The sequence below is a fragment of the Clostridium sp. OF09-36 genome (assembly GCF_003481985.1).
In the GTDB taxonomy this organism is placed as follows: Bacteria; Bacillota; Clostridia; order Lachnospirales; family Lachnospiraceae; genus Brotaphodocola.
In genome coordinates this window covers 1-18,294 of the sequence record NZ_QUMD01000011.1, presented here as the reverse complement: position 1 = coordinate 18,294, position 18,294 = coordinate 1, and the positions used below count along the sequence as shown (strand labels likewise).

Here is an 18,294-nt window from a genome sequence, read left to right as displayed (position 1 = left end):
TTGCCAGTTGGCGGGAGCTGCCATACATCTTCTTCGGAGACTCTCGGCACTCTGCAACTGTTCAAAAATAATTCAAAATAAAAATATATGAACAATATAGCACAAAGCCAAACATCCGTACACCCCACAAACAAGATTGTACGAATATTAATACATATTTCGCAAAAACTATAACTTCCGTAAGATTTTCGTAAGAAAACGCTTAGGGTTTCGTTATAGCATTTCAAAAAAAACTATATTATACTGTCAATGTGATGGAGAGATGGGAACTTCCAGAAGCAGTTACATAGAATTGCATTTATTCTTAAACATGGAAAAAATGTAAAAAACTATTGATAATTTGCCTTATAGGAAGTATAATCGTCTCGTAATGCAATTTAGGAATTTCGTAGCAAATTCAAAAAAGTAAAAAGGAGAGTGCATTCATTATGAGAAAGCAGACTAAAGTAGTTGCAGTTGCATCTGCAGCAGCTCTGTTAGCTATCGGTGGTGCTATGACTTCTTTCGCAGCTCAGGGTTGGGTTGAGGAAGATGGTACCTGGTACTACTATGACAAAGATGGCAATAGAGTAGAAGACGAGTGGAAAAAATCCGGAGATAACTGGTTCTGGCTTGATTCCGAAGAGGGTGGCGCAATGGCTACCGACAAACTGATTGATGATGACAACAACACCTACTACGTAGATGGCAACGGTGTTATGGTTACCAACACCTGGGTTAAGGTTGTTAACGAGGATCAGGATGAGGATGATGATCCGGCTGAGTACCGTTACTACTACATGCAGTCTAACGGTAAAGCTTACAAGGCTGGCACTTCTTCTAATACTACCAAATTCAAAACCATCGACGGCAAGAAATATGCTTTCGACGAGGATGGTAAGATGCTGTATGGCTGGGTAAACAAAGAGGATGCTACCCTGGCTATGGGCGACAGCGACTGGGAAGAAGCAACCTACTACATGGGTTCCTGGGAAGATGGTGCCCTGAAGACTGGCTGGCAGAAAATCTCCGTTTACGATGAGGACGAAGATGATGATATGGACTACTGGTTCAACTTCAAGTCCAACGGTGAGAAACGTGTAAATACCAAATCTGACAAAGATATCTTTGAGAAGAAGCTCAATGGTAAGTACTACGGCTTCGATGAGCGTGGTGTTATGACCTACGAGTGGACAGCTGCAAGCACTAACGATCTTACTACAATCTCTAACTGGCGTTACTTCAACAGCCCAGAGGACGGCGCTCGTTCCACCAAGGGTTGGTTCAAGGTAGTTGCTCCGGATGCTGATGGTGATGACAATACCTTCAAAGATTACGGTACTGGATCCACCTTGCTAAGGGCGATGCTGAAGATGAGAACGAGAGATGGTACTATGCTGACAGCGATGGTGAGCTGTATGTAGGCCAGATCAAGAAGATCAAAGGTAAATACTATGGCTTCGCTCCGGAAGGAAACAAGGCTGGTTCTATGCTGACTGGTCTGTGTGCTCTGACTGTAGATAAAGATGGCAACATCGTTAAACTGTGGGATAGAGACATGGATTCCGATTCTCTGGATGATGCTCTGAAGGGTGAGGGCGACTTCAAAGACTTTGGTAAGTCTTCCTTCGATACTCTGTATTACTTCGGTAACAACGAGGACAGCGATGGTGCTCTGAAGACCGGTAACGTAACCATTAACCTGGATGGTGATTCCTATCAGTTCCAGTTCAGCAAGACTGGCGGTGCTGAGGGCAAGGGCCGTGGAGTAAATGGTATCGATGATGGTAAGTACATCTACAAATTTGGTCAGAAGATCAAAGCTGGCAGCGATGACAAGTACATTGTTGTTTATGCTGATGGTGATACCGGAAGCACTGGTGTAAACGTACACAAGATTGACACTGCTACTCTGAGAAGTGATTACAGCGCTTCTATCGGTCAGAACAAAGATGGCGACAGCGTTAACTACGTTGGTACTCTTGGTGAGTTAGCTTCTGGTAAACTGACCAGCAATTACTACCTGGTAAACACCAGTGGTGCAATTGTTAAGAATAAGACTGCTGCTAAGGATGGCAACGACTGGTACTTCTATGTAGATGAGAAGGTTATTAAGATGTACACCAACAACAATACTCTTAATGACTCTAAGGATTATCCGAACGCTAACCTTACTGCTCTGAAGAAGAACTGGGATAACACCAAGTATGTTGTTAACAATGGTAAGACCGTTCCGACCACTCCGAACGATGATCTTATCGATGATGGAATCTAATATTTAGAAGTTTTTTCTAAATAGTTAACTAAAAAAGCTGCACGCGATTATGCGTGCAGCTTTTTTACGTTCCGTCACGTTATAAATGCCATAGTTTTTGTCACCAGTCAATAATCTTATTGATGATAGCCTGCTGTTCTGTGCTGGTTTTTCTCAGATAAATCCGGGTAGTTTCGATACTGGCATGTCCCATCAGATCAGCCAGCATGGCAATATCATTGCAGCGTTCCAGGAAGCTTTTCGCAAAGCGATGGCGAAAGGAATGCGGGTACACTACTGACGGATCTAGGCCATACCTGGAACCGAAATGCTTTAACTGCACGGCAATTCCTCTTGCGGAAATCAGCTCCCCATATTTATTTAAAAACAGGAATCCACTTTCTTTTTTTGTTTCCTCCATCCATTTTAAGGTTTCCTTCTGCAGGGCGGACGGAATATAGATCCGCCGCAGCTTTCCGCCTTTGGAATACAGATCCAGATATCCAATCCGTACATGTTCGCATTTGATCTGAACCAGTTCACTGACACGGGCGCCTGTAGCTGCCAGAAAACGTACCACAAAATACCAGTACATTTCATTATCACGTTTTAAACAATTCTTAAAATACAGATAATCTGCTTCGCTGATCACATTTTCAAGAAACGGTTTCTGCTGAACTTTCACGGATGGGAGTTTCCACTGTTCTTTTCGGATGCTTTCCAGATAACAGTTTATGGCCCGGATGCGCAGGTTGACCGTTTGCGGTTTGTAGTTTTCAATCAAATAGACCTTGTAATCCCGCAGGTTTTGCTTTGTGAGCTTGTCGTATTTTTTTTCAAACTGCCGAAGTGCGTACAGATATGATGTGATGGTGTTTTTCGACAAATTCTGGTCTAAAAGATACGTTTTGAACTCCTTTTCCATAGAGAGCCTCCTTTGTAAAAAATATTGACGTTTTTTGTCTACGGTTGAAAAAATCAATCTATACAGACAATATACCGTCTTATTATTATATCGAAATCACAGCGGAAATTAAGGTATCCACGTTCGTCTAAGATTTTGGGAAAGAAGGCTTTCTGCTTGTTTGCAAAAACGTTTCATGCTATCATAATCGTATATGAGCACGCAGAAGGGAGTGTTTTTAAATGACCAGATTAAAGATACCTGTTGGTGTTTCTGACTTTGAAAAGATTCGGCAGAATGGTTATTACTATGTAGATAAAACTCCTCTTATTTCCGCACTGTTGAACTCCGAAAGTACAGAAGTAACTCTGATCACCCGCCCGCGGCGCTTTGGAAAGACTATGGCTATGAGTATGCTGGCCAGTTTTTTTGATATTCGAAAAAATAACGGTCCTTTATTTGAGGGGTTGTCTATCAGCCGACAGACTGAATTGTGCCAGAACTGGATGAACCAGTGGCCGACCGTGTTTTTCACCTTTAAGGATGTTGACGGTTTAAGCTTTCGGGATGCATATGATATGCTGGCTGCGCTGACTGCGTTTTTATTTCAGCAATATGATTTTTTATTAGCAAGCGAACGGGTAACGGAATATGACAAGACAGCATTCCGCCGAATTGTATATCCGGAAGTTTCTTTGGCGGAAATCAAAACCAGCTTTCTTCTTTTGACCAGAATGCTTCACATCCATTATGGAAAACCGGTTATCCTGCTGATGGACGAGTATGATGTTCCGGTTTCGAAAGCCAGCAGTAACGGATATTATCAGGAAATGCTTAATGTGGTGAAAGCAATACTGAGTACAGCTCTGAAAGATAATCCTTCGCTAAAATTTGCAGTCATTACCGGCTGTTTAAAAATCACGAAGGAAAGCATTTTTACCGGCACCAACAATTTTGTATCTGACCGGTTATCTGACAAAAACGGTTTCGGATTCGGCTGCGGAATCATCTGATGCAGGAAAAAACGCACTGATTATTCCAAATGCAGAAATTCGTGAGATATTCGAAACCACCATCAAACCTGGTTTGATGACAATGTGCGGTTGTGGAATCGGAAATCGCTATTTCATGCAGTCTGGACCGGGGATTGTGATGCGGCGGCTACGGAAATGAACCGCCTGCTCCGCAAGACCATCAGTTACCATGATTATAAAGAGGATTTTTATCATGCGTTTTTTGCCGGAATCTTTGCCGGTGCCGGATACGTGGTGGAGTCTAACAAAGAACACGGTGAGGGCCGCAGCGATGTGATTGTCTACGCTCCTTCGGAGGGGCAGGCAGCCGTTTTTGAGATAAAGTATAGTAAAGATGTCGAGAGTCTTTCCAAAGACTGTAATGCGGCGCTCCGGCAGATTGATACACGCATGTGCGCCAAAGAACTGGAGGATGATTATGACCAGGTACTGTGTTATGGGATTTCATTTTTTAAGAAAAGGTGTGTGATTGGAAAAAAATCGTAGCAGATGGCGGCATACAAAGCAAAAAGGAGCAGAATAATATGGGAAAATCAATGAAATTACCCGTCGGAATTGAAAATTTCGAAGAAATCCGCACGGATGGATATTACTATATTGATAAAACAAAACTCATAGAACAGCTGCTGGATAACCAGGGAAAGGTAAATCTGTTTACCAGACCCCGCCGTTTTGGCAAAACGCTTAATATGAGTATGTTAAAGTACTTTTTTGAAATCGGAACAAATTGCGCATTGTTTGATGGATTATATATTTCCCGGAATCAGACATTGTGCAGGGAACACATGGCCGGTTATCCCGTTATTTTCATTACGCTGAAAAATGTGGATGGCCTTTCCTTCGAGGAAGCAAAGTGCCAATTTATGGATGTGATCGGAAGTGAAGCAAGCCGGTTTCGATTCCTTTTAGACAGCCAAAACCTTGCTCCGGAAGATAAAGAGCAGTACCAGGCTATCATAGCTATGAAATCAGGCGCTTATTGGATGAGCGAACCTGTACTGTCACGCTCACTGAAAACCTTGTCAGAGCTTCTGAATAAACATTATCGAAAAAAAACACTGGTTTTCATTGATGAATATGATGTACCGCTTGATAAATCATTTTTGCACGGATATTATCGGGAAATGGTTTCTTTGATGCGCATTTTGTTTGGTAATGTCTTAAAAACAAATGATGCACTCCAATTTGCTGTATTGACAGGGTGCCTTCGCGTCTCCAAAGAAAGTATATTTACAGGTCTGAATAATTTTAAAATCTTATCCATTACGGATTCCAGATTTGATGAACAGTTCGGCTTTACAGATATGGAAGTAAAACAGCTTCTTAAGGACTATCATCTGGAACAGAGATTTGAAGAAACCAAGCAGTGGTATGACGGATATCATTTTGGAAACGCAGATGTATACTGTCCCTGGGATGTCATAAACCATGTAGACAGAATAAAAGATGATCCGGCTGCCAGACCGGAAAGCTATTGGATCAACACAAGCGGAAACGAATTGGTAAAACGTTTCATTGACAAGGCGGGCAAAACAACACGTGATGAAATTGAACGGCTGATCGCCGGAGAATTCATTGAAAAACATCTTCGTCTGGATCTGACCTATGATGAGATAGACAACAGTATTGAAAATCTCTGGAGCGTCCTGTTCACAACCGGATATCTGACACAGGCAGGAATGAATGCGGACGGATCTTACAAGCTTATGATTCCAAACGAGGAAGTTCGGGAAATATTCAAACTGCAGATACAGGACTGGTTTAAAAAGAGCATTTTTTCAAATACAGAACCATTGCAGGCGTTTTGGAAGGCTTTTGAATCAGGCAATACAGCAGGTATGGAAAACTATCTGATAAAAACACTGAGCAATTCCATCAGTGTTTTTGACACGAAAGCTCGAAAGGAAGAAAAAGAGAGTTCCTATCATAATTTACTGGTCGGTATTTTGACCGGAAATGCCGGCTGGCTTGTGAAATCAAACATAGAGGCCGGTGAAGGATTTGCGGATATTATTGTGGAAACAGATGATCCAAATACCGGAATCATTGTTGAACTAAAATATGCAAAAGAATTCAGAAATATGGAACAGGCATGTCAAAAAGCTTTACAGCAGATCAAGGAGCGGCGATATTCCGAGTATTTGCTCAATGATGGCAGACACAATATTTTTCTGTATGGAATTGCATTTTGTAAAAAGCGATGCAAGGTTATTGCTGAAAAATTTTTGGAAATATAAAGTGAAATAAAAACTGGCTGTGCCAATGAACTTGGGTAGCCGGTTTTTTGTTGTGTCATAGTACGAATGATTGCAAAGGGTGGTTTCACTCGTGTGACATTTGCGTTAATTAAGAGGACTGCTATAGACGCTTTCACATACCATTCATGTTCCGCATTATCTCTTTGCGAACAGCCATTGTTTTCAATGTTTTCTGCCATAGACGATCATTCCTCCTTTCACGGTCATACTCAAGACTTCTACTAATTCGGTTCTTCACCTCTCGGCACACTATGACCTCTGCTGACTTCTGTGCGTTCAGCATTGCTTTATGCAATGGTTGCCTCTTTCAAGGCGTACCGCATAGACCTCCCTAGGTACCACACGTTTCTTCCTCTCCATCCATCTGCCTCATTTATCGTGCATGATTCCGTATAGTTATTGGACTTCGACTTGTCAAGCAGTCTTATCCTCATACATAACCTTATATGAGATTTCTGTTTGTCAGACCGGAGATTTGCCCATGAGTTAGTATGTTCCTCACATCCAGCTTCCTTCAGATTCGAGGTCGCCCTCGACACCCTTGCTTTCGGCTATATCCTTCCCACTACCGGGCAGATTTGGGACTTTAACCCGTTAGGAACGTGCGCCGCTAGGCGCACTTAGAAAAAGAGCTATCGCTTAGTGATTACTCACTTTGCGATAGCTCTTTTTACAATATAATTCTTATACAATAAAATTTAGATGTTTAAGAATTACTCTGCATCTACAAGATCTTCCCATTTGGAAATGCTGCTGTAATCATCATTACCTTTAATGGTCTTGTTATCGGTATACAGTACTGGTGCGTAATTCTTTACGTAGTAGTAGCAATCGTTACCGTCTTTAGCTGCGGTCTTGTTCTTCTGGATGTTACCACTGGTGTTAACAAGTCTCAGAACGCCTCTATCAGCAGACAGTGTATTGTAATTTACAGTCTCGCTTTCTTTGTTTGTGTAGCTATACTCAAAGTCAGTCGGAGCATCTAATTTCATTACATGAACGCCTTCGCTGTTGATGTTGAAGTTAGTAGATTCTTCCTCATCGTTCCAAACCTGAACTAACTGATACTTGTCATCGCTATCAGCTTTGATTCTGCAGCCATAGCTGTATACATACTTCTTATCATCAATACCGGTTACACCTTTACCTCTTCCACTGCTAGCAGAACCAGTCTTCTGGAAGTTGAAGTTGTAGGAAGAACCATCAAGAGTAACTGTGGTAGTACCAGTCTTCATAGCGCCGTCGGTATCTTCGTCGCTGCCGAAGTAGTACAGACATACATCATTGCCCCAGTCTGCCTGATTAACGGATCCGCCGTTATAATCACCATCCAGGATGTCATCCAGGTTATCGGAATCAATGTCATCATCAATTACGCTTACGATCTTATCGCCGTCCATCTGAAGAACGCAGAGACCAGTCAGCATTGCGCCAGCTTTGCCGCTTCCCTCCGGCCAGAAACCATAGTATTTACCCTTAATGCTCTTGATGATACCCTGATACAGAACACCCTTGCTGTCTGCATAGAACCACTTATCGTCCTCATCATTTGCAAGAGTAGCTGCGAAAGTATCATCGGTTCCCAGATCCTCGCGGAAGGTATTGTCATTGTCAGCGCCAGGAGCAACTACTTTGAACCAACCCTTAGTCTGGCGAGCACCATCTTCTGGGCTGTTGTAGTAACGCCAGTTAGATACAGATGCGGTATTATTGCTGGATGCTTTCTCAGCCCACTCGTAGATCATTACGCCGCGCTCATCGAAGCTATAGTATTTACCGTTGGATTTCCAGTTCTCTTTACCGGTATTCAAGCCTCTCTTCTCACCATTGGATTTGAAGTTGAACCAGTAATCATAGTCATCATCCTTGCCATCTGCGTCATCGTATACGGTGATCTTCTGCCAACCGGTCTTCATGGAACCATCTTCCCAGGAACCACAGTAATATTTTGCCTCTCTCCAACCGTCATCACCGGTAGCTAACTCGCCATCATCGGTAACCCAGCCATACAGCATCTTACCGTCGCTGTCGAATGCGTATCTCTTACCATCAATGGTGCGGAATTTGGTGTTGCTGCTGTTATCGCTTGCCTTGTAGCTTTACCGCTTGCCTGCATGTAGTAGTAGTGATACTCAGCCGGATCATCATCATCCTGATCTTCATTTACTACCTTAACCCAGGTATTCTTTACCATAACGCCATTAGCGTCTACATAGTAGAGATCGCTGTCATCGTCAACCAGTTTGTCGGTTGCCATTGCGCCGTTTTCTTCGGAATCAAGCCAGAACCAGTTGTCTCCGGATTTTTTCCACTCGTTCTCTACTCTATTGCCATCTTTGTCGTAGTAGTACCAGGTACCGTCTTCCTCAACCCAACCCTGAGCTGCGAAAGAAGTCATAGCACCACCGATAGCTAACAGAGCTGCTGCAGATGCAACTGCAACTACTTTAGTCTGCTTTCTCATAATGAATGCACTCTCCTTTTTACTTTTTTGAATTTGCTACGAAATTCCTAAATTGCATTACGAGACGATTATACTTCCTATAAGGCAAATTATTGACAGGACGGGAGTGGTGCACTTGATGTGAAGGTTTATCCAGAATAGGTAGAAATCAGCAGTTGGAAAATCGTAAAAACGGTTTAAAAGAATGGCTGAAAATAACCATTGTTTAAACTGGAAAAAGCACTTATAATAAAAAAGAAACGGGATTATTAAGAGAAAATATCTCGAATGAATGAAAACAAAAGGAGACTTTATGGATACAAAAGCAATGAAAAATAAGACAAATCATTTTGCCGCTACATGTTCTTCCGTGATTAGCGGTGTGATCAGCGCGTTTTTGGTGATTGTAGTTGTTGCATTGCCATTGATTTACGATAATTCCTATTTCAATATCCTTGAAACGAAATATAAGTGCTTTTATATGAGCGTGCTTGCAATGTTGGCTGTTATTCTGGTTTTGGGTCTGATTATGCTGGTTATAGATCTGAAAGAGTTTCAGGGAGAACATGCAAAGAATCTTTTCTTGGCTTTAAAACCATGTAATTGGAAACAGACTTTTCGTCTTGCAGATGGCGCGGTGATTATATTTTGGCTCGTGTCAGTGATTTCTACACTGCAGTCAGAGTATCTGTATGAGGCGTTCTGGGGAAATGAAGGTCGATATAGCGGTTTGTTTCTTATGACGTTGTATGTGATCATGTATTTTGTTGTAACCAGGTGCTGGCATTATAATAAATGGGTCATGCAGGCTCTTTTTGCAGCAGGACTCATTGTTTGCTACATAGGAATTACGGATTATTTCCAGTTGGATATCTTGCATTTCCGTGGGAAAGTAAAGCCGGAACAGTCCACAATTTTTACATCAACAATAGGAAACATCAATACATATACCGCTTATGTTGCGTTGCTCATGGGAGCAGCTACAGCTATGTTTACGATAGTAAAGGGATGGCTGAAAACTTGCTGGTATTATCTATGTATGGTGGTTTCTTTCTTTGCAATTATCCTGGGGTGCAGTGACAATGCCTACCTGGCATTAGGAGCGATGTTTGCATTACTTCCATTGCTTGTATTTCGCAACAAACAGGGAGTAACCAGGTATCTGGTGGTAATAGCGACATTTGCAACGGTAATTCAGTGTATTGACTGGATCAATCAGGCTTATGCTGATATGGTAATAGGTTTGGACAGTTTATTCCAGATTCTGGTCAATTTGCCGGGACTCCTTGTTCTTGTAGTTTTGTTATGGTGCCTGGCAGCAGGCGTATTTTATTATTTCCGCAAAAAGGAAAAAGAAAATGTGGCAGCTTTACTATCTGGAAAAAAAGAGACTACAGAGAGAGCTGCGAAAAATATGCTGGTTCGTATTTGGCTGGTCGTGATCATTCTGGGACTTCTGGCTGTTATTTTTATGCTGATCGACGCGAATGCTCTTGGACATGGTGCGAGATATGGCAGTCTCGGAAATTATCTGGTATTTAATGATAGTTGGGGAACAAACCGTGGGTATATTTGGCGCAAATCACTGGGATTGTATGCAGCATTTCCATTTATGCATAAGTTGTTCGGCTTCGGACCGGATACATTTGGAATTATGACAACGCAGTCATTTATGAAGGATATGATTGGTACGGTAGGCCAGGTGTTTGATACAGCACATAATGAATACCTGCAGTTTTTGCTGACGATTGGACCAATCGGCTTACTGGCATATCTGACATTTTTAATTGGAAATAGCTGGAATATGGCGAAATACTGGATCATTCAGAACGAACGAAATATAAAAACAGTGGAAGCAGCAGGTTTGCCGTCAGAATGTATTGGTGCAATTGGGTGTCTGTTTGCTGTTATCTGCTATTGCGCCCAGGCACTGGTCAATCTGAATCTTCCGATCGCAACACCGGTTATGTGGGTTCTTATGAGCGTGGGCGTTGCGGGTTGCAGAAAGAAATAAAGGAGACGTATGGTGAAGACTGGTAATGGAAAGAAGATTAATATTACAAGAAATACGTTTCAGAAAGTTTTGTCATTGCCTGTACAGTAAAAAATTGGAATTTTTTAATCAGCTTAGAAGTTGGAGAAAGTGAAAAATCTCTAACCTCTAAGCTGAAATTTATTTTCGGTTGTAAAAGCAGCAGGAAAAACTGTCCGCTATAAATAAAACGATGGAAGGATCAGATTGGAAAACGGCAGAAAATCGATATCGAAAAAACAGTGAATTAAGAGTGAATGCCGAATTAGCAAGGAAACTTCAAGGGAGTTCACAAATAGGAAAAGTCACTTTTAATAAAGTACTGAAGATTTTTACAGAGTTATTAGAAAATGATGTTACTGCAGCGGTAGCGAAAAAAATGAAAGCAGATAGGGCACTTGTAGAATATATTAGAAATATGATGGTGTGAATCTGTATATATGTAAGAAATTTGAAGGATTTCCACCCCTTTTCTCCTGCGAAAAGTTGCGGAAAAACTCTACAGGTGTTATACTGTACAAAGGTTTACTCTGCATAAATGCGCCATAGCGCTATTCTGGAAGGAGAATCTATCATGGACAAAAGTTATTCCGCCCTAATGTCTGTATATCAAAAAGAACATCCGGAATATCTCTATGCAGCGCTTAAGAGCATGGCAGGGCAATCCATGAAACCATTGGAAATTGTCTTGGTCTGCGATGGACCTTTAACAGAGGAACTGGATGCGGTTCTGGAAAAAACAGAGTTTCAAGACGTTCTGAAGGTAATCCGGCTTGCAGAGAATGTTGGCCTGGGTGCGGCTCTGTCTAAGGGACTGCCGGAGTGCACCTGTGAATGGGTAGCCCGCATGGACAGCGATGACATAGCAGCATCGGACCGTTGCGAGAAGCAGATGGCTTATTTGCAGGCTCATCCGGAGGTGGATGTGTTAAGCGGTACCATTGAAGAGTTTCAGGAAAATGTCGGGACGGAACGCGAGGCGCGGGACTTTGTATTATCCACAAAAACAGTACCGCGGACGCAGGAAGAAGTATCCTCGTATATCAAAATGCGCAATCCGGTCAACCATCCCTGTGTGATGTTTCGCAAGTCAAAAGTACTGGCGGCAGGTGGATATCAGCCGTGTCCATTGTTTGAGGATTATGACCTCTGGGTGCGGATGTACCAGAATGGATGCCGGTTCGCAAATCTGCCGGATACGCTTCTTTATATGCGTGTAAACGATATGCACCGGCGGCGCGGGGGCATTTCCTATCTAAAACCGATTTTTCATTTCTGGACAGGCATGTACCGCAGGCAAATGCTCAGTTTTCCGCAGTATATATTTGTACTGTTATCCAGAGTGTTAGTCAGCCTGTTGCCAAATGGCATGCGGAAAATGATTTACGACAAGAAATTAAGGAATCACAATTGCAATGAAAGATAAAAAGACAAACAACAGTTTTGAGCAGTACAAGCGCATGGTGAAATTCACCGGATCAGCTGTCATCGTACTTTTGGAACTGGCCATCTACTATTATGTGTGGATGAATTATTACAACAAAAATATGACAGTAGCCTTCTGGAGACGCGGAAACTGGCTGATCGCAGGAGAATACCTGGCACTATCGCTGGTGCTGCACAGGCTGTATGGAGGTCTGAAAGTAGGAATCTATAAGTACTGGACACTGGTATATTCCCACATGATCTCTATTGTGGGAGTCAATGCGTTTTCTTATGTGCAGGTTGTTTTGTTTGATAAAAAGATGCATAACCCGGCAGCATTGCTGGCTTTGACAGCAGCAGATTTTGTACTGGTTTTAATCTGGGCCCTTGCTTTTAAAAAGCTGTATGCAGTGATGTTCCCAAAACGAAAGCTTCTTCTGGTCTACGGAAGAACGCCGATGTTTCATCTGGTAAACCGTATCGATACGCGTGATGACAAATACGAGATTGCAGAAACGGTATCGATCGATATGGGACTGGAACGAATCATCAAACAGGCAGAAGATTATGATGGTGTCATCATCGGCGATATCCCGGCAAGAGCCAGAAACCAACTGATGAAGCTTTGCTATGCGAAGAATATCCGGAGTTATACCGTGCCGAAGATCAGTGACATTCTGTTGCGCACATCGGTAGAACTGAATATCTTCGATTCTCCGCTTTATCTGTCGCGAAACGATGGCGGTCTGGCATGGGATCAGGCTGTGGTGAAGCGAATTGAGGATTTGGTTGTTGCCGGTCTGATGCTGCTTGTTACCAGTCCGTTTTTCCTAATCATCGCATTTCTGATCTGGAATACCGATAAGGGACCGGTGTTCTATACACAGGAACGTCTGACTCTGGACGGAAAGGTGTTCCGCGTTTATAAATTCCGGACGATGATCGTAGATGCGGAGAAGAAAAGCGGTCCGGTAAAAGCCGGAGAAAAAGATCCTCGGATTCTTCCGGTTGGACGTTTCCTGCGTGCAACCCGCATGGACGAGCTTCCACAGCTGCTGAACATTATCAAAGGTGACATGAGCCTGGTGGGACCAAGACCGGAACGCCCGGAGCTTGCACGCATCATCACAAAAAACATCCCGGAATTCGAGTACCGGCTGAAAGTGAAAGCAGGACTCACGGGATATGCGCAGGTGCACGGACGCTACTGCACAACCAGTTATGATAAATTAAAGCTTGATCTGACTTATATACGGAATTATTCCATCTGGATGGACTTAAAGCTGATCCTTATGACACCCAAGGTGCTGCTCATGAAGGAATCAACCGATGGTTTTGAGGAAGGATTGTGGGAAGACCCGGCTTTAAAGGAATAGAATGGATGAAGTCATGGGAAAAATATTAACGATAGTCGTACCGACATACAACGCGGAAAAATACTTGCGGGATAATCTGGAATCCTTTGAGATTCCGGAACTGTTGCAGGATATCGAAGTCCTGATCATCAACGATGGCTCGACGGATCACTCAGTAGATATCGCCAGGGAATACGAGGCGCGTTACCCGGACACTTACCGGGTCATCACCAAGGAAAACGGCGGTCATGGATCCGGCATCAACTGCGGGGTTGCGCATGCGCGCGGAACGTATTTTAAGGTGGTCGATGCCGATGACTGGGTAGGCAAGGAGGCTTTTTTCAGCCTGGTTAAGACATTAAAGATAACGGATGCAGATGTCGTATATTCCGGTTTCTTGTGGACTTACGACCATGGGGAAGCCGACAAAGCTGCATTTCAGACAAAAGCAGAGATCGAAATTCCGTTTGCGGGTGTAGCGTATCAGAAAATCTATTCATTTGATGAGATTGCGGACAAGCTGTACATGAAGATGCACAACATGACCATCAAAACCGAGATTCTCCGCGGTCACCAGATCCAGATCGACGAGCATTGCTATTATGTAGATACGGAATACATTACCTATCCGATCCCCTATGTCAATACCATTTGTTTTGTAGACGCGTTTGTTTATTATTACCGTCTCGGGCGGGAAGGACAGAGCGTAGGAATGGATAAGATGCAGAAGAATGAGCAGAACTACGATAAAGTCCTGGCATCGCTTCTGCATTTCTATCAGCAGCTTGGACGGGAACTTCCCTGTACGCAGGCTAAAAAGCAGTATATTGCAAGGCTGATCGCGCGTGTGATCGCCGGAAAATTTAAGATTATGCTGAGTTTTCCGCCGTCTGAAGAGAAAAAACAGCAGATAAAGCAATACGACAAACACTTAAAGACGCAGTACCGCGATATCTACGACAGCAATATCAACAAGGCGGTAGCGCTGCTTCGAAAGACACAATACCATACCTATTATCTGGCAAACATGCTGGTCAGAAGAACGTATCGGTAGAGAAAAGAACAGAGAGGTTTTTATGGACAAGATTGTATCGTTTATCATCCCGTCCTACAATGTAGAAAAATATCTGGACAAGTGCCTTACTTCCTTTCTGAATCTGGAGGTACTGGACTTCATCGAGGTAATCGTTGTGGATGACGGCTCCAAAGACCAGACGGCGCAGATTGCCCGAAACTATATAGAACAATATCCGAGAGTGTTTCGTCTGATCTCAAAAGAAAACGGCGGACACGGTTCGGCTATTAATGTGGGAACCGCAGCAGCAGCAGGATGTTATCTGAAGGTGATTGATGCCGATGACTGGGTTGTAACCGAAAATCTGAAAGAATTTGTAGACAAACTGGCAGTATGTACGGCAGATGTCGTTCTGAACCCGTATCATCAGGTGGATATGCAGACAGGAGAAAAGACCGTCTGGAAGATGTTCCTTGATCAGTATGAAACTATCTACACCCTGGACGATGTTGTGCAGAACTGGAAGAGTTTTGACCGCTGTTTTGCGTTTCACGGAATCTGTTATAATCGGGAGTTTTATCAGAAACACCGCTATGAGCTTCCAGAAAAGATCTTTTACGAAGACCACGAATACACCACAATTCCGTGCTCCTATGCAGCAAGTATTTATCCGATGGATTTATACTTGTATCAATATCTGGTTGGAAATGCAGAACAGAGCGTATCGGTGACAAACCGGCTGAAACGCATGAGCCATGTAGAAAAGGTGACCGAAGATCTGATCCGGCATTACAACGCACATCCAGAGTTTTCGAACGCAGCCAAAGAATATATTTACAAAAAAACAGAGGGAGTCATCCTGAGCTATTATGTAGCAGGCTGTATTATGAATCCAGACAAAAAGAAAGGCAGAAAAGACTGCCTGCGCTACAATGAAATGATCCGCAGGCTGAACCTGGAATTCTGGAACCGAATCAGTAGAAAATTCCGTGTGTATCTGTGGATGAACCGACTAGGAATTTCCTTCCCGGTATATGAAAAAATGCTTCATTCCGGGCTTTACAATAAATTGCGGCATAATCGAAAAATTGAAGCAGAGAAGTAAACAAGAAAAGATGAGGCATGATTTATGAAATTATGGGTAGATAGAATTAATACATTTTTGAAATATAAGGATCTCCTGTTCCAGCTTGTGAGCAGAGATATCAAATTAAAATACCGGAGAAGTTTTCTGGGCTATTTGTGGAGCGTATTGAACCCACTGTTTGTTATGATTATCATGACAATTGTGTTTTCAACGATGTTCAGCCGAAATATTCAGAACTTCCCGGTATATTTATTTACAGGAAAGATGTTGTTTGATTTCCTTTCCACATCGACAAACCAGGCTATGACATCAGTAACAGGCAATGCAGCATTACTGAAGAAAACCTATGTTCCAAAATACATTTTTACATTGTCCAAAGTGACAAGCTGTATGATCGATCTGGTATTTTCTTTTGGAGCATTATTGATTGTCATGCTTGTGACAAGAGCAACGGTTTACTGGACGTTCTGGCTCTTTCCGCTGGTTGTTATTCAGACTTATATTTTCTGCTGTGGACTTGGCTTTTTCCTTGCGGAATTTAATGTGTTTTTCCGTGATGTTCAGTATATCTATCACGCAGTAATCACTGCATGGATGTATCTGACTCCAATCTTTTATCCAGTTGAATCCTTACCAGCAAGTGTCAGCTTTATTGTAAAAGTATTGAACCCGCTTTACTATTATGTGGCACAGTTCCGTGATTTGGTTTATTATGGGCATCTTCCGGGACCACGAGTGTTCTTTGGCGGTTGGATTTTGGCCTTTGGTATGCTGGCCTTTGGTCTTTTGATGTTTAAACGGAAACAGGATGAGTTTATTTTATATATCTAATTGGAATAGGTGAATATATGAGTGATTACGCAGTAGAAGTTGATAACGTGACCATTCGCTTTAATATGGCGAGTGAAAAGGTTGATAACTTAAAAGAATATGTCATTAAATTATTAAAGAAAGAGCTGATCTTTCAGGAATTTCTGGCAGTAAAGGATGTCTCTTTTAAAGTGAAAAAAGGCGAGGCATGGGCGCTAATCGGCGTTAACGGATCTGGAAAATCCACGATGTTAAAAGCAATCAGCGGTATCTTAAAGCCGTATAAGGGCAGCATCACGGTAAATGGTGAAGTCGCACCGCTGATTGAACTTGGCGCAGGATTTGATCCAAATCTGACTGCACGAGAAAATATTTATCTGAACGGTACCGTTCTCGGACACTCAAAGAAATATATGGACGAGCATTTTGATGAAATCGTGGATTTTGCAGAACTTTGGGACTTCCTGGATACACCAATCAAAAACTTCTCTTCTGGTATGACAGCCAGACTGGGATTCTCTGTAGCGACTATGGTAGCACCGGATATTTTGATTTGTGATGAGATCCTTGCAGTAGGAGACTATCTGTTCCAGCAGAAATGTATGGAGCGTATGAATAAGATGCTGAGCGGAGGAACAACACTCCTGTTTGTGTCACATAATGTGGATACAGTGAGAAAACTGTGTGACCATGCGATTTGGCTGGATCATGGAGTTACAAAGATGGCTGGTGAAGTGAATAAAGTCTGTGATGCATATATGAAATTGCATAAATAGTTAATCGCGAAAGAGCTTTGGGTGAGAAAAAATGGGCATAGCAGTTTCTGTAATTATACCTGTATATAATATGGAATCTTATTTGGAACAGTGTTTAAACAGTGTATGCAGTCAAACATTAGAAAACATCGAAATTTTATGTATAAATGATGGTTCAACAGATGGATCAGGTGAGATTTTGGAGAAATATGCGAAGAACGACAAGAGAATTGTTTTGTTTCAGCAGACTAATTCTGGTGTTGCTGCATCAAGAAATTTAGGTATAAAGTGTGCACGGGGAGAGTGTGTGATTTTTATGGATCCAGATGATTGGTATCCAGAAAATGATATTTTAGAGGTCTTATATCAAAAAGCAACGGAACATCATGCACTGGTATGTGGTGGAGAGTTTTCGGATTATAATCATATGACGGGTGAATATGGCTATGAATTTCCAGAACGTTATTATGGATACAAGTTTGAAAAAGAAGGCTTTATTGATTATAGAGATTATCAGTTGATTTTGGTTATCAGAGATTTTTGTTTCAGCGAAAAATGCTTATTGATAACCAAATATTTTTTCCGCCGTTAATAAGATTTCAGGATCCTCCTTTTTTTGTGAGAGCGATGATTACAGCGGAGCGATTTTATGCAATAAAAAAGGTAACGTATTGTTATCGTTATGGTCATCGTGGAAATATCTGGACAGATAAAAAAGTAGACGACCTGTTAGATGGATTATATATGGATTTAAATTTTGCAATTGAGAAAAGCTTGAAGCGTTTAGAAGTATTGACGGTTACAAGATTGAATGAAGAATTTATGGAAATTATTCGTAATTCTTTAAAAAATGGCAATAAAGATATTCTTGAAAAAGTTCATCGTATTTATTGTATGGTTAATGATGAACAGAAAGAAAAAAATTTTATAAAGTTCAGTTAGA

At 42.1% G+C, this 18,294-nt stretch carries 18 protein-coding genes; 15 read left to right on the top strand and 3 right to left on the bottom strand.

Annotated features, from left to right (window positions below):
- Nucleotides 1-428 precede the first annotated feature (428 nt).
- Complete coding sequence (locus DXA97_RS10265; protein WP_118719889.1) at nucleotides 429-1,403, top strand: hypothetical protein; 975 nt, start codon at nucleotides 429-431, stop codon at nucleotides 1,401-1,403.
- 65 nt (nucleotides 1,404-1,468) lie between these two features.
- Nucleotides 1,469-2,254 (top strand): hypothetical protein, encoded by a 786-nt coding sequence (locus tag DXA97_RS10260; protein ID WP_118719887.1) that lies wholly within the window; start codon nucleotides 1,469-1,471, stop codon nucleotides 2,252-2,254.
- A 100-nt stretch (nucleotides 2,255-2,354) separates the two neighbouring features.
- On the opposite strand, the gene DXA97_RS10255 is transcribed toward DXA97_RS10260, so the two are convergent.
- Complete coding sequence (locus DXA97_RS10255) at nucleotides 2,355-3,158, bottom strand: tyrosine-type recombinase/integrase (RefSeq protein WP_118719885.1); 804 nt, start codon at nucleotides 3,156-3,158, stop codon at nucleotides 2,355-2,357.
- Nucleotides 3,159-3,379: 221 nt separating this feature from the next.
- Here DXA97_RS10255 and DXA97_RS22165 point away from each other — a divergent pair, with 221 nt between their 5' ends.
- The 3 genes from DXA97_RS22165 (at nucleotide 3,380) to DXA97_RS10245 (ending at nucleotide 6,408) form a co-directional block, all read left to right on the top strand.
- Nucleotides 3,380-4,150, top strand: a complete 771-nt coding sequence (locus DXA97_RS22165; protein ID WP_347561555.1) for an AAA family ATPase — start codon at nucleotides 3,380-3,382, stop codon at nucleotides 4,148-4,150.
- A gap of 156 nt (nucleotides 4,151-4,306) precedes the next feature.
- Nucleotides 4,307-4,657 (top strand): PD-(D/E)XK nuclease domain-containing protein, encoded by a 351-nt coding sequence (locus DXA97_RS22160; RefSeq protein WP_347561554.1) that lies wholly within the window; start codon nucleotides 4,307-4,309, stop codon nucleotides 4,655-4,657.
- A 38-nt stretch (nucleotides 4,658-4,695) separates the two neighbouring features.
- Nucleotides 4,696-6,408 (top strand): AAA family ATPase, encoded by a 1,713-nt coding sequence (locus DXA97_RS10245; RefSeq protein ID WP_118719883.1) that lies wholly within the window; start codon nucleotides 4,696-4,698, stop codon nucleotides 6,406-6,408.
- 734 nt (nucleotides 6,409-7,142) lie between these two features.
- Here DXA97_RS10245 and DXA97_RS10235 read toward each other — a convergent pair.
- Together DXA97_RS10235 and DXA97_RS10230 are read right to left on the bottom strand one after the other, a co-directional pair.
- Nucleotides 7,143-8,444, bottom strand: a complete 1,302-nt coding sequence (locus DXA97_RS10235; RefSeq protein ID WP_118719881.1) for a hypothetical protein — start codon at nucleotides 8,442-8,444, stop codon at nucleotides 7,143-7,145.
- The gene (locus DXA97_RS10230) at nucleotides 8,408-8,893 is read right to left on the bottom strand and encodes a hypothetical protein (RefSeq protein WP_118719879.1); all 486 of its coding nucleotides are present in this window, start codon (nucleotides 8,891-8,893) and stop codon (nucleotides 8,408-8,410) included. The genes DXA97_RS10235 and DXA97_RS10230 overlap by 37 nt, the downstream gene beginning before the upstream one ends.
- Before the next feature lie 292 nt (nucleotides 8,894-9,185).
- Here DXA97_RS10230 and DXA97_RS10225 point away from each other — a divergent pair, with 292 nt between their 5' ends.
- From DXA97_RS10225 to DXA97_RS10180, 10 genes are all read left to right on the top strand, one after another.
- Nucleotides 9,186-10,886: an O-antigen ligase family protein gene (locus DXA97_RS10225; RefSeq protein WP_182436859.1), complete on the top strand. Its 1,701-nt coding sequence runs from the start codon at nucleotides 9,186-9,188 to the stop codon at nucleotides 10,884-10,886.
- Nucleotides 10,887-11,097: 211 nt separating this feature from the next.
- The gene (locus DXA97_RS10220; RefSeq protein WP_118719875.1) at nucleotides 11,098-11,334 is read left to right on the top strand and encodes a hypothetical protein; all 237 of its coding nucleotides are present in this window, start codon (nucleotides 11,098-11,100) and stop codon (nucleotides 11,332-11,334) included.
- Nucleotides 11,335-11,478: 144 nt separating this feature from the next.
- Nucleotides 11,479-12,330, top strand: coding sequence for a glycosyltransferase (locus DXA97_RS10215; RefSeq protein ID WP_118719873.1), 852 nt, complete (start codon nucleotides 11,479-11,481; stop codon nucleotides 12,328-12,330).
- Complete coding sequence (locus DXA97_RS10210) at nucleotides 12,320-13,705, top strand: sugar transferase (RefSeq protein ID WP_118719871.1); 1,386 nt, start codon at nucleotides 12,320-12,322, stop codon at nucleotides 13,703-13,705. The genes DXA97_RS10215 and DXA97_RS10210 overlap by 11 nt, the downstream gene beginning before the upstream one ends.
- Nucleotides 13,706-13,718: 13 nt before the next feature.
- Nucleotides 13,719-14,738, top strand: coding sequence for a glycosyltransferase family 2 protein (locus tag DXA97_RS10205; protein ID WP_243107622.1), 1,020 nt, complete (start codon nucleotides 13,719-13,721; stop codon nucleotides 14,736-14,738).
- A 22-nt stretch (nucleotides 14,739-14,760) separates the two neighbouring features.
- Nucleotides 14,761-15,804 (top strand): glycosyltransferase family 2 protein, encoded by a 1,044-nt coding sequence (locus tag DXA97_RS10200; protein WP_118719867.1) that lies wholly within the window; start codon nucleotides 14,761-14,763, stop codon nucleotides 15,802-15,804.
- Nucleotides 15,805-15,828: 24 nt separating this feature from the next.
- On the top strand, nucleotides 15,829-16,617 hold the full coding sequence (locus tag DXA97_RS10195; protein WP_118719865.1) for an ABC transporter permease: 789 nt from the start codon (nucleotides 15,829-15,831) through the stop codon (nucleotides 16,615-16,617).
- Between the two features lie 17 nt (nucleotides 16,618-16,634).
- Nucleotides 16,635-17,372 (top strand): ABC transporter ATP-binding protein, encoded by a 738-nt coding sequence (locus tag DXA97_RS10190; RefSeq protein WP_118719863.1) that lies wholly within the window; start codon nucleotides 16,635-16,637, stop codon nucleotides 17,370-17,372.
- 31 nt (nucleotides 17,373-17,403) lie between these two features.
- Nucleotides 17,404-17,943, top strand: coding sequence for a glycosyltransferase family 2 protein (locus tag DXA97_RS10185; RefSeq protein WP_118719861.1), 540 nt, complete (start codon nucleotides 17,404-17,406; stop codon nucleotides 17,941-17,943).
- A gap of 26 nt (nucleotides 17,944-17,969) precedes the next feature.
- Nucleotides 17,970-18,293 (top strand): hypothetical protein, encoded by a 324-nt coding sequence (locus tag DXA97_RS10180; protein WP_147355556.1) that lies wholly within the window; start codon nucleotides 17,970-17,972, stop codon nucleotides 18,291-18,293.
- Nucleotide 18,294 lies beyond the last annotated feature (1 nt).

What these genes read in the sequence shown, in the direction of transcription:
- DXA97_RS10265 (WP_118719889.1), top strand. Translation starts at nt 429, where the DNA reads ATGAGAAAGCAGACTAAAGTAGTTGCAGTTGCATCTGCAGCAGCTCTG.
- DXA97_RS10260 (WP_118719887.1), top strand. Translation starts at nt 1,469, where the DNA reads ATGCTGACTGGTCTGTGTGCTCTGACTGTAGATAAAGATGGCAACATC.
- DXA97_RS10255 (WP_118719885.1), bottom strand. Translation starts at nt 3,158, where the DNA reads ATGGAAAAGGAGTTCAAAACGTATCTTTTAGACCAGAATTTGTCGAAA.
- DXA97_RS22165 (WP_347561555.1), top strand. Translation starts at nt 3,380, where the DNA reads ATGACCAGATTAAAGATACCTGTTGGTGTTTCTGACTTTGAAAAGATT.
- DXA97_RS22160 (WP_347561554.1), top strand. Translation starts at nt 4,307, where the DNA reads ATGAACCGCCTGCTCCGCAAGACCATCAGTTACCATGATTATAAAGAG.
- DXA97_RS10245 (WP_118719883.1), top strand. Translation starts at nt 4,696, where the DNA reads ATGGGAAAATCAATGAAATTACCCGTCGGAATTGAAAATTTCGAAGAA.
- DXA97_RS10235 (WP_118719881.1), bottom strand. Translation starts at nt 8,444, where the DNA reads ATGCTGTATGGCTGGGTTACCGATGATGGCGAGTTAGCTACCGGTGAT.
- DXA97_RS10230 (WP_118719879.1), bottom strand. Translation starts at nt 8,893, where the DNA reads ATGAGAAAGCAGACTAAAGTAGTTGCAGTTGCATCTGCAGCAGCTCTG.
- DXA97_RS10225 (WP_182436859.1), top strand. Translation starts at nt 9,186, where the DNA reads ATGGATACAAAAGCAATGAAAAATAAGACAAATCATTTTGCCGCTACA.
- DXA97_RS10220 (WP_118719875.1), top strand. Translation starts at nt 11,098, where the DNA reads ATGGAAGGATCAGATTGGAAAACGGCAGAAAATCGATATCGAAAAAAC.
- DXA97_RS10215 (WP_118719873.1), top strand. Translation starts at nt 11,479, where the DNA reads ATGGACAAAAGTTATTCCGCCCTAATGTCTGTATATCAAAAAGAACAT.
- DXA97_RS10210 (WP_118719871.1), top strand. Translation starts at nt 12,320, where the DNA reads ATGAAAGATAAAAAGACAAACAACAGTTTTGAGCAGTACAAGCGCATG.
- DXA97_RS10205 (WP_243107622.1), top strand. Translation starts at nt 13,719, where the DNA reads ATGGGAAAAATATTAACGATAGTCGTACCGACATACAACGCGGAAAAA.
- DXA97_RS10200 (WP_118719867.1), top strand. Translation starts at nt 14,761, where the DNA reads ATGGACAAGATTGTATCGTTTATCATCCCGTCCTACAATGTAGAAAAA.
- DXA97_RS10195 (WP_118719865.1), top strand. Translation starts at nt 15,829, where the DNA reads ATGAAATTATGGGTAGATAGAATTAATACATTTTTGAAATATAAGGAT.
- DXA97_RS10190 (WP_118719863.1), top strand. Translation starts at nt 16,635, where the DNA reads ATGAGTGATTACGCAGTAGAAGTTGATAACGTGACCATTCGCTTTAAT.
- DXA97_RS10185 (WP_118719861.1), top strand. Translation starts at nt 17,404, where the DNA reads ATGGGCATAGCAGTTTCTGTAATTATACCTGTATATAATATGGAATCT.